Origin of the sequence: Robbsia andropogonis (assembly GCF_000970345.1) — a bacterium.
GTDB lineage: Bacteria > Pseudomonadota > Gammaproteobacteria > Burkholderiales > Burkholderiaceae > Robbsia > Robbsia andropogonis.
The window spans coordinates 1-10147 of the sequence record NZ_LAQU01000066.1; the positions used below are offsets into that span (position 1 = coordinate 1).

The 10147-nt window shown below is 57.0% G+C and carries 9 protein-coding genes and 1 pseudogene; 8 read left to right on the top strand and 2 right to left on the bottom strand.

Translation table 11 applies throughout. From position 1 onward, the window contains the following. The coding region (locus WM40_RS24840; RefSeq protein WP_046154314.1) for a helix-turn-helix domain-containing protein at window positions 1-261 on the bottom strand (261 nt) is incomplete at its 3' end. A gap of 417 nt (window positions 262-678) precedes the next feature. Here WM40_RS24840 and WM40_RS24845 point away from each other — a divergent pair. The 5 genes and pseudogenes from WM40_RS24845 to WM40_RS24865 form a co-directional block, all read left to right on the top strand. Continuing rightward, on the top strand, window positions 679-1188 hold the full coding sequence (locus tag WM40_RS24845; protein ID WP_024906066.1) for a flavin reductase family protein: 510 nt from the start codon (window positions 679-681) through the stop codon (window positions 1186-1188). A gap of 385 nt (window positions 1189-1573) precedes the next feature. After that, the gene (locus WM40_RS24850) at window positions 1574-2428 is read left to right on the top strand and encodes a fumarylacetoacetate hydrolase family protein (protein WP_024906067.1); all 855 of its coding nucleotides are present in this window, start codon (window positions 1574-1576) and stop codon (window positions 2426-2428) included. Window positions 2429-2861: 433 nt separating this feature from the next. Next, entirely contained in the window at window positions 2862-3128 is a 267-nt protein-coding gene (locus WM40_RS24855; RefSeq protein ID WP_024906068.1) for a hypothetical protein, read from the top strand. A gap of 318 nt (window positions 3129-3446) precedes the next feature. Further along, the gene (locus WM40_RS24860) at window positions 3447-4286 is read left to right on the top strand and encodes a VOC family protein (protein WP_024906069.1); all 840 of its coding nucleotides are present in this window, start codon (window positions 3447-3449) and stop codon (window positions 4284-4286) included. Between the two features lie 128 nt (window positions 4287-4414). Next, window positions 4415-4666, top strand: a pseudogene (locus WM40_RS24865) (IS6 family transposase); the annotation flags it as partial. Between the two features lie 214 nt (window positions 4667-4880). Here the strand turns inward: WM40_RS24865 and WM40_RS30465 are convergent. Further along, on the bottom strand, window positions 4881-5228 hold the full coding sequence (locus WM40_RS30465) for a hypothetical protein (protein ID WP_157685980.1): 348 nt from the start codon (window positions 5226-5228) through the stop codon (window positions 4881-4883). A gap of 318 nt (window positions 5229-5546) precedes the next feature. On the opposite strand from WM40_RS30465, the gene WM40_RS24875 reads away from it, so the two are divergent. The 3 genes from WM40_RS24875 to WM40_RS24885 are packed head-to-tail and all read left to right on the top strand — an operon-like array spanning window position 5547 to window position 10085. After that, a complete protein-coding gene (locus WM40_RS24875; protein WP_046154316.1) occupies window positions 5547-8552 on the top strand; it encodes a Tn3 family transposase in 3006 nt (1001 codons plus the stop codon). Beyond that, a complete protein-coding gene (gene tnpC / locus WM40_RS24880; RefSeq protein WP_046154312.1) occupies window positions 8539-8886 on the top strand; it encodes a Tn3 family transposase post-transcriptional regulator TnpC in 348 nt (115 codons plus the stop codon). Before WM40_RS24875 ends, tnpC begins: the two co-directional genes overlap by 14 nt. Continuing rightward, window positions 8883-10085, top strand: a complete 1203-nt coding sequence (locus tag WM40_RS24885) for a hypothetical protein (RefSeq protein WP_046154313.1) — start codon at window positions 8883-8885, stop codon at window positions 10083-10085. The genes tnpC and WM40_RS24885 overlap by 4 nt, the downstream gene beginning before the upstream one ends. Window positions 10086-10147: the final 62 nt, after the last annotated feature.

Sequence of the window (10147 nt, forward strand, 5' to 3'; positions counted from 1 at the left end):
AATATTATAAATAGCTGCCAGTTTCAAATAGGAGAGATTTTCGGCGACGGCACGATGCAACACCTCGCGCTTGAATTCTAGCGTGTAGGCGCCACGTTGCCGCACGAACCCCGCCTGCCCGTGATGCTCATACGCACGCACCCATCGCCGCACCATGCTTTCTGAAATGTCAAAACGCTTTCCGAGCAGCTTGTAGCCGCCTTTGCTAGCAAGGTACGCCCGGACTGCTTTCATTTTAAAATCTAAACCAAACTTCCTCATCACGCCCCCAGATTGATGTCCAACTTTCGGGGGGCAGTTCATACCCGGGGCGATTCAACCCGGCTATTTTACGGTAGAGACTATGTCCGGAGATTCAAGGGGCCGTTCCAGTCAGTAAGGTTTGTGAAGTGGTTCGGTGTGAGGTTGCCATTTCTGACGTCTAGTTTAGATGGTTGAAGCGCGCTATAACTAGCAACGAAGCGGATCGCACGATCAGTATGGTTTATTCGAAAGAAGGTGTTCCGTTGTCTGCTGTCGTGCTACGTTGAATTCCGTGGGTGTTTGCGAGCACGGATAATACCATGTGGCAAACAGACAATGAGGCACTCCGTGTGGCAGGCAACTATGTGTCTGCCTTCTTTCTAGAAGCCTAGGTCATCCGATTTGATTTGGATAACCTAGGTTGGACTTAACGCAATGATCATGACCCCAGTTCCTTTTGATTCAAAAGATTTTCGCCGTGCTCTCGGCCGTTTTGCGACTGGTGTAACTGTCGTTACTACTAGTGGCAACGGGTCGATGCCGATCGGCATGACATGTAACAGTTTCACTTCCTTGTCTTTAGATCCGCCGTTGGTCCAGTGGTCGATTGCAAAAAATTCCCGCAACTATACGGTAATGTGCGCGGCGAATCATTTTGCAGTTCATGTGCTCGAAGCTGGTCAGAGCGAATTGTGTCACCAGTTTTCTGCCAGAGACATAGATCGATTTGCGAATGTCCCGCTCGAAACGGGCCTGCATGGCCTGCCGCTGTTGAATAATTACCACGCGCGCTTCGAATGCGAAATGTATGCACGCCACGAGGCAGGCGACCACACGATTGTCGTCGGGCGAGTGCTTCGGGTATCCCACAACGAAGGTGACCCGCTGATCTTCTATTGCGGCTCACTGTTGCACGGGGCATCACTTGACCCGACAGGCGTCTAACGGTCAATTCTAAGGTTGACGTAAACACCCTTTAGCGACAGTGTCGAATATAGCCTGTGGTTAGGAAGTCTAGGTCGTTTCGTCATGCCCTTCCTTGAAACTGGCAACCCTATTTTCGATGCCTGCTGGTTAGCGGCATCAATCAAGTAGCAGACCTAGCATAAGCACGTAAGTTTGCGGGAATTCAGAAATTTTTAAGTAATTTGTATTATTTAGTGAAGTGGATTCGAGGCAGGGAGGAGTCAGCGTGCAGCATGCCGTGCGTGACATGCACATTTGGCTTTTCAGGACAGCGTACGCCGGATTGCTCCCGTTATAGCGTATTGTCGAATGCCTGCCTTATGTTTTCTGCTTACCGCCGTCCCGAATATAAAAGGAGATTGAGATGAAACTTGTGAGCATCCGGCAGGCGGACGGGAATTCATTTGGTGTTGCGCTTGCTGACGGGGTCATCGACCTAGCGCCGTTCGCTTCGGATGTAGGATCAACGCTGAAGGAAGCGCTCACGCGTAACAGCCTGAGTGCGATTGAAGCGATTTCGCGAGACACGCAGGTTATCTTGCCGTGGCGCGAGGTAGATCTGCTTCCGGTCGTGCCCGATCCCGAAAAGATTCTTTGCGTGGGCATTAACTACATGACACACGTCAAGGAGACAGGCCGCGACATCCCAACGAAGCCTATGTTCTTCACACGCTTTGCCGATTCGCAGACGGCTCACGAGGCACCTATCGTCCGTCCGCAGGCTTCGCACAAGCTGGACTTCGAAGGCGAATTGGCTGTCGTAGTCGGACGCACGGCGCGTCACGTGAAAGCTGCCGATGCATTCGACTACGTCGCGGGCTATTCATGCTACAACGACGGTAGCGTGCGCGATTGGCAGCGGCATACGATCCAGTTCACTCCCGGCAAGAACTTCCCGTCAACGGGAAGTTTTGGGCCCTGGCTCGTCACAGCGGACGAAGTTGGCGATCCGTCCCGGCTCTCTCTTGTCACGCGTCTGAACGGCGAAGTCGTTCAGCAGGCACCGCTGAACGACTTGATCTTCGATATCCCAACCTTGATCGAATATTGCAGCACGTTCACAGTGCTTCGGCCCGGCGACGTAATCATCACGGGAACGACAGGCGGTGTGGGCGCGTTCCGCGAGCCGCCGCTGTGGATGAAACCTGGTGACATCGTCGAAGTTGAAATCTCGAAGATTGGTGTGTTGCGCAACCCCATTGCCGACGAACGCGCTTGACCTAATGCCTTGAAAATAAAACGGTAAGGAGACGATGAAATGCATTTCAAAACTATTGCTTCCTTTCGAGCGGGGGTTGTTCGAACGCGATAATACGGCGCCGCGGGGCGTTGTGCAGGGGGATAGAGCGAATCACTTTGATGCTGGGGGCAGCGCATGTTTGCTCGTGTAAAGCCCGTCGCGAATGAGTACGCTTACGATAGCGTGACGCGTTTCTCAAGCGCTTGTTTGACGCCAGGCTTCGTAGTAATGGGGCAAGCTTAGCGTCCTGTGACGTCACGTTCATGCTAAATGCTCAAATATTGCAATCAACACGAGTATGGCACCATGGCCTGGGTCATTGAGGAGATCGCCAGTGCTTTCCTTGCCTGCGTGTTTTCGGGTTCCGTGCGATCGCGGGAGAAGTCTTTTTCGTCAAAAGCAAAGTACCAGAATGACCGGTTCAACCTTCGATTCGCGCCGGCTGATGATCGACACGGAATGCGATATCGCCATTGTCGCCGACGTGGGCGTGCTGCGGCCCTTGGCGCCAGATGGTCGATGCTTAAGACCGCATAACACCGATCGATACGAAATCACGATTCACTTACGTAAGTCCTCAGGTAAAGCGCTGAAGGAAGTAACAATCACGGACTGGCTGTGCAAGTCATGCCAATATACGCCGCCCCACTGGGTGCGTAAGATCGCATATCCGATCTGAAATGCGCGGTCGTGCGCAGATGGGCTCTGGCATCTAGTCCATTCGTCCGCTAAATGCCCGAGCGTCGAAGGTCTCTGATGTGCTCCCATGCGACGGGTGCGAGGTGAATGGCCAGGCGTAGAAGTGGCTAGCTATGTTGTCACACGTCTTGGCCAGCGCGCTGCAAACATGTTTGACGCGGAGACTGCAATCGCGTTTGCCGATCAACATTCAGCGACGGTGGGTATAGCCCCGTTCGCACGTCGGGATCGCGTACTCACCGCGTTGAAAACGCACCCATGGCTTCTATGGCGCACTGCCTAATTTGGAGTAATCTGTATGAAGAGTCTTCAGCAAGCTACGCCTGCGTTTTTGCACCATCTGCGTATTGTTAGCGCGAATCCGGTTGAGTTGGTTAAATTCTACGAGCGGATGTTGGACCTGACCGTCGTTCCATGTGCCAAGTCGGACGATGTGGTGATGACCGGCCCGTCGCGCGCAATTATCGTCAGTGCCCAACGAGAGGGTAACTCGCCTTACTATGCATATTCGGTTTCCGACACTTTGGCGCTCAGTCGACTAGCAGATCGTTTGACTGAAAGCGCCGTGTCGTTCGAGCCGATTGATGATCCATTTTTCCCAGGCCGCGCCATGGTCTTCAGCGATCCACAAGGCCGGCGCTTTGTGTTCGGTGTGGCGTCGCGCACTGAAGGGCCGGGCGCGCCCGCACGCCTTCAGCACACCGTATTTCAGACCACTGAGCTCGAGTGTGTGACGCGTTTCTTCGTAGACAAAATCGGCTTTACGATCTCCGATGAGGTGGTCGATGCAGATGGTAGCATGGCTGTCGTCTTCCTCCGCTCGGATGACGAGCACCACACGCTTGCGTTTTTTCGTGGCAGCAAGAACGAATGGGATCACCATTGCTACGAGACGAACGAGTGGAATGACATCCGTGATTGGGGCGACCGCTTCGCAACTGCAGAGGTCCCAATTTTCTTTGGCCCTGGTCGGCATGGCCCAGGCAACAACCTGTTCTTCATGGTCACCGATCCCGACGGTAACTGCCTTGAGTTTTCAGCTGAGCTTCAACGGGTGGCGGCTGAAGCGGAACCTGGCTTGTGGCCTCAGTCCGAACGGACGCTCAATTCGTGGGGCCGTGCGTGGATTCGCATGTAACCGGCAGCCATTGCAGTCTGTTAAGATACCCTTCACCGATGCGCGGGTTGCGTGTTCCTATGATCACCGCGTCTGTGTGGTTCGTTTGGCATTGTCACGTTGTCGAGGCGTTCGGGTAAGCTTGGCACATGAAAACCTCGTCCATTAACCGCGGCCATCGTTTCCCACCTACCATCATCAGCCTTGCGGTGCGATGGTACTTTCGCTTCTCGCTGAGCTTGCGCGACATCGAAGAATTATTGCTTGAGCGCGGCGTGATCGTCAGCTACGAATCGATACGGCGGTGGTGTGATAAATTCGGGGCTCGGTTTGCCGCACAGGTAAAGATCTCCGGCAGCATCGCCAAAACATGGCATCTGGACGAAATGTTCGTGCGTCTATGGGATCTGACCAAGATCCGGTCAAATTGCTATCATAAGCCTGAAAGTCATGAAGCGACGGATCTCTATTCTCTGGCGGAATAAGGGACTTGGACCGTGAATGCGTCCCTGGACTATCGCGTCCGCTTGCGTCGTCGGCACGCAGACAGCTCAACGCGGTCAGCCAGCGCGGGACGATCGCGTCCTTAGCCGACTGGTCTGAATGTGCGGTCTCTTAGGCGGACATCGTTCGCAGCAAACCGCGCATGACATCTTCCGGGGTATCGTGCCGGGGACCGTCGGACGCCGCCGCTACGACCCGAAGTACGTCACCTTCGAGTTTCGCCTCCCACGAGACGATACGGCGGCGGTCATTGGGAAAGCGGACCAGTTTTTCGCTAATCAGGCGCTCGATGCCCTGTATGATTTCGCACCGTATTTCGGGCGGAACACTTTTGTCGAATCCGATCTGATCACGTAGCGCTTCACCACGCTCACTCTCGGGCAGCAGGCTTGTATTCAACGCCGCAACAATCGCCGTCAGTGCGCTCTGATATTCCTCCAGTGTTGGATGATCGGACACCTCATCCTGAAGCATTTGCGCGAGGGGCCAGGAGATTTTCTGTTCCGGCGGCAGGTCATTACGATCGAGAACGATAGCGTCTGGGATCCCTGACTGAACCGCTCCCCGTCGCAATGCTGCCAGGTCTCGTGCGCCCAGCTTGCGTGCACGCGACGATTTTTTTGCTGACTGGCTTTGCCCATTTCTCTGCCCCCTTCGCTGCGTCCTGAATCCGCAAATTATAGCGGCCAGCGGGTTGCACAGATTGGCACAGGTGCGACGGCTTTGCTGGATTTTTTGCGCTACACTGGCCAGTCTATTCGAGATCCGGAATCCGGCATGGCGACCATCGAACGTACAGCGTATCCGCGGTTTCCCAAGGGTTTTTCATCTGCGGAACTGCAGGCGTTCTATACGCCGGACGTTGAAGAGCTTGAATGGGTGCGCCGCAACGCGCGCGGCCAGTCTTCGAGACTGGGGCAGCTGGTTCTGCTAAAGGTCTTTCAGCAGATGCACCACTTTCCCTTCGTTGACGCCATTCCCGCCGTTGTCATCGAACACATCCGGGCGAGCGCAAGCATCGGTGCCGAGGCCGCATTCGACTACAACAGGGCCAGGTCGCCCGCCTTGTTTCGTCACTATGCGGCAGTCCGGGAATTTCTCGGTATCCAGTCCTATTACGGCACCGATGCCAATGAAATTGCAGTGCGCGCGGCACACGAGGCTGCCGGGACAATGGATCAGCCGGTCGACATCATCAATGCAACCATCGACAGCCTGATCCAGCAGCAGGTCGAACTGCCCGCATTCTCGACGCTCGACGCCATTGTGGAACAGGTCCACACACGAGTTCAAACGGCGCTGTTCCGACGCGTCTCGCGTCGCCTTTCTGATGAAGACAAGGTCCAGTTGGACCGGCTGGTCAAACGCGAATTCAACCAGCGCCAGAGCGCGTACAACACCATCAAGCGATACGCCTTACGCCCGTCGCGAAAGCATATCTCCCTGCTCGTCGACCATCTTGCCTGGCTCGATGGTTTTGGCGACTTCAATCATGCACTGGACGGGGTTCCTGCGACAAAGCTGCGCTCCCTGTCGACACAGGCGATGAGTCTGGACGCGGCGAATCTGAAGGAAACCCTGCCGGAGCGGCGATATACGCTCATTGTCGCGTTGCTGCATCAAATGCGCGTGCGAGCCCGCGACGATCTGGCCGAGATGTTCATCCGGCGCATGGGCGCAATCCACAAGCGGGCCAGGGAAGAACTCGACCAGATTCAGGCACGGCAGCGCGAAAAGATGGAAAGCCTGGTCGATACGCTTGACGGCGTCGTCAATATTCTCGACGACTATCCCGACGACACCGAACTTGGCGCGCGCGTTCGCGAGTATCTGGCGCCGTCGGGCGACCTCGAGCCATTGCGCGAAAGCTGTGCCGATGTCCGGGCCTACAGCGGCAGAAACTACCTTCCACTGCTGTGGCGACATTTCAAGGCACATCGATCAGTACTGCTACGTCTTGCACATGCACTGGCATGGAGCTCGACCACCCAGTCCGAGTCCTTGTTACAGGCAATGGAAGTCGTTTTCAGGAACGAAGCGCTTCATCGCGAATGGATCAACGTCGAGGTCGATCTCAGCTTTGCCTCCGAACGCTGGCGCAAGCTGGTTTTCCGCCCGCCAGAGAAAGGGGCGACGACAAACCGGCGTTATCTTGAACTGTGCGTCCTGTCGAGCATGACGAGGGAGCTGCGCAGCGGAGACCTGTGCGTAGCCGGCTCGGATGCCTTTGCAGACTATCGCGATTTTTTGATGCCCTGGTCCGAATGCGAGAAGCTTCTGCCGGCATACAGCGAGAGGCTTGGCGTCGCAGACAGCAGCACCGGCTTCGTGGCCCAGTTGCGCGAATGGCTCTCGGATGCTGCACGCCAGCTCGATGACCGTTTTCCGGAGAAGGCCGACCATGTGACGATCAACAAGGCAGGTGAGTTTGTTGTCCGTCGTACGACTGCGACCGTCATCCCGGAAAGTGCGGTGGCCCTGCAAAAGGCGATCGTTAAGCGCATGCCCGTGCGCAACCTGCTGGACGTGCTCGCCAATATCGAACACTGGACGCATTTCACACGACACTTTGGTCCGTTAAGCGGCAACGATCCCAAAATCCGCGATGCCGAACAGCGGTACCTGCTTACCATCTTCGCAATGGGATGCAATCTGGGCCCCACCCAGGCTGCACGTCACATGGGCGACAGGATCACGCCGCACATGATGTCGTTCGTCAACCGCCGGCACCTGAGCCTCGAGCGACTCGAGAGCGCACAACGCGAACTGATCGAACTTTATCTCCGGCTTGACCTGCCGAAGCACTGGGGCGACGGCAAGACGGTCGCAGCCGATGGCACCCAGTACGACTTCTACGACAACAACCTGCTGGCTGGCTATCACTTCCGCTACCGGAAAATGGGCGCGGTCGCCTACCGCCACGTCGCCGACAACTACATCGCGGTGTTCCGGCATTTCATCCCGCCGGGCATCTGGGAAGCCATCTATGTTATCGAAGGACTGCTCAAGGCTGGCTTGAGCGTTGAGGCCGATACGGTGCATGCAGATACCCAGGGGCAGTCGGCTGCCGTGTTCGCGTTCACCTACCTGCTGGGCATCAAGCTGATGCCGCGGATTCGCAACTGGCAGGACCTCAAGCTGTACCGGGTGGATGCAGCGACCCAGTACAAACATATCGACGGTCTTTTCACGGAAGCGGTTGACTGGGATCTTATCGGGCGCCACTGGCAGGACCTGATGCAGCTCGCGCTGTCGATCCAGTCCGGTGCGATTTCATCGCCCCTGCTGCTGCGCCGCTTCGGCGCGGCCAGTCCGAGGAATCGCCTGTCCCTGGCGGCCGAGGAGCTTGGCAAGGTGGTTCGCACGGTATTCCTGCTCGAGTGGCTCGGCAGCAACGAGCTGCGGCAGGAGATCACCGCCACGACCAACAAGGTCGAGTCCTATAATGGCTTTGCCAAGTGGTTTTCGTTCGGCGGAGATGTGTTGCCAGTCAATGACCCGGACGAGCAGCAGAAACGCCTGCGTTACAACGACCTGATGGCTTCCGCCGCGATCCTGCAGAACACGGTGGACATGATGCAGGCGTTGCGATCGATGGTGAATGAGGGCATCGAGGTCAATCCCGACGACATCGGATTCCTCAGTCCCTACCTCACCAGCAACCTGAAACGTTTTGGCAGGTACGAACTGGATTTCGGGCACGTGGAGGGCTGGATACGCGACCACCTGTTCGCCGGCCCGGTCCGTTCCCTGCGGAGATTCCGACCCCATGCCCGACCTTGAGACTCCCTACGGCATCGTCGATGCCGGCGCGCTGGAATCATTGCAGCAGCGATACGATACGACTGTCATCCAGCAGGCAGTGGATCTTTTCGACACCATCCGCGCCCGCTGCGAGCCTGATGGCTTACGTGACGACCTTCTGCGCCTGCACGCCATGGCGCATACCGTCATCAATGGAGCGAGCCTGTCGTGCCCGACGGATGACCTGACGCTGGTCGAACAGGCTGATTGCACCATCGAGGAGTTCGAGGACTGGATCATGGTGCTCGAAAAAATGATTCTCGCCTTGCGCCCCCTGCAGGATCTGCGATCTGAAACGGACGAACTCCTGTGAAGCCAGCCTCCTACAAGTGGCAGTTCGCCCAGCGTTTTCGACGCAACGCTTTCGGTTGGCGCTCTGACGTACCGATCCAGCGCATCAAGGAAGCGCTCACGGAGATCCGGCAGGTAGCGCGCGGCGATGCAGTGCTTGCAGCAGAGGGGGCTGTGAAATTCCTGGAGAAAGTTTCGCCCGCGCTGGAACACGTCGACGGTTCGTCGGGTACGATCGGCACGGCTGTGAACCGTGCGATCGAAACACTGGTCCCGGTCATTGCTGGCGCACAGGTCGACACGGTCACGCGCCAGGCGTGGCTCGAGCGGCTATGGGAAGCCATTCAGGACCAGGGCGTCCCCTATATCGAGGGTCTGTCGGACGAATGGGACACACTCTGCGTGACGCCCGGAATTGCCAGTGAGTGGGCCGACAGGTTCATCGATCTGGTTGAGCACGTGTGGTCCGAGGGACCCGGGGGATATTTTGCGGGGACACCGATCTGTCTGGCCTCGCTCTATGCAGCCGGGCGACATGCGCAGCTGATCGCACTGGTGGAGCGCGCTCCGTTCAAGATGTGGCACTACCGACGCTGGGGCGTCAAGGCACTGCTTGCGATGGGCAGAAAGGCTGAAGCGCTGGCCTACGCGGAAGACACGCGCGGTCTCAACAGCCCGGACGGGCAGATTGCGAAAGCCTGCGAAGCGATCCTGCTGTCTTCGGGTCTTGCTGACGAGGCATACCGACGCTACGCACGCGAAGCGAACCAGGGCACCACCTACCTGGCAACCTTCCGTGCCATCGCTAAGAAGTACCCGCACATTGCGCCGAAGACCATTCTGAGCGACCTGGTTGTAGCATTACCTGGTGAGCCAGGGAAGTGGTTTGCGGCGGCCAAGGACGCGGGCCTGTTCGACCAGGCCATCGAACTGGCCAATGCCAGCCCGACCGATCCGCGGACGCTGACACGCGCGGCGAGGGACTTTGCGCAGAAGCAGCCGGGATTCGCCATGGCTGCCGGTCTCGCGGCGTTGCGCTGGATCTCGATGGGCTACGGCTACGAGATCACGGGTGTCGATGTGCTCGACGCAAGCCGTGCCGCGCTGCAGGCAGCGGAGCACGCGGGCGTCGATCCTGAATCCGTGCGGCAGCAGATACGCTTTCTGGCCTCCGGAACCTCGGTGCACGCGGACTTTTTGAGTCGCGCCCAGACGATCTAAACCGGAAAATCATCGTGAAAAATTCCGACCCGACGTCTTTTCAGATCGATACAGAGATAAGA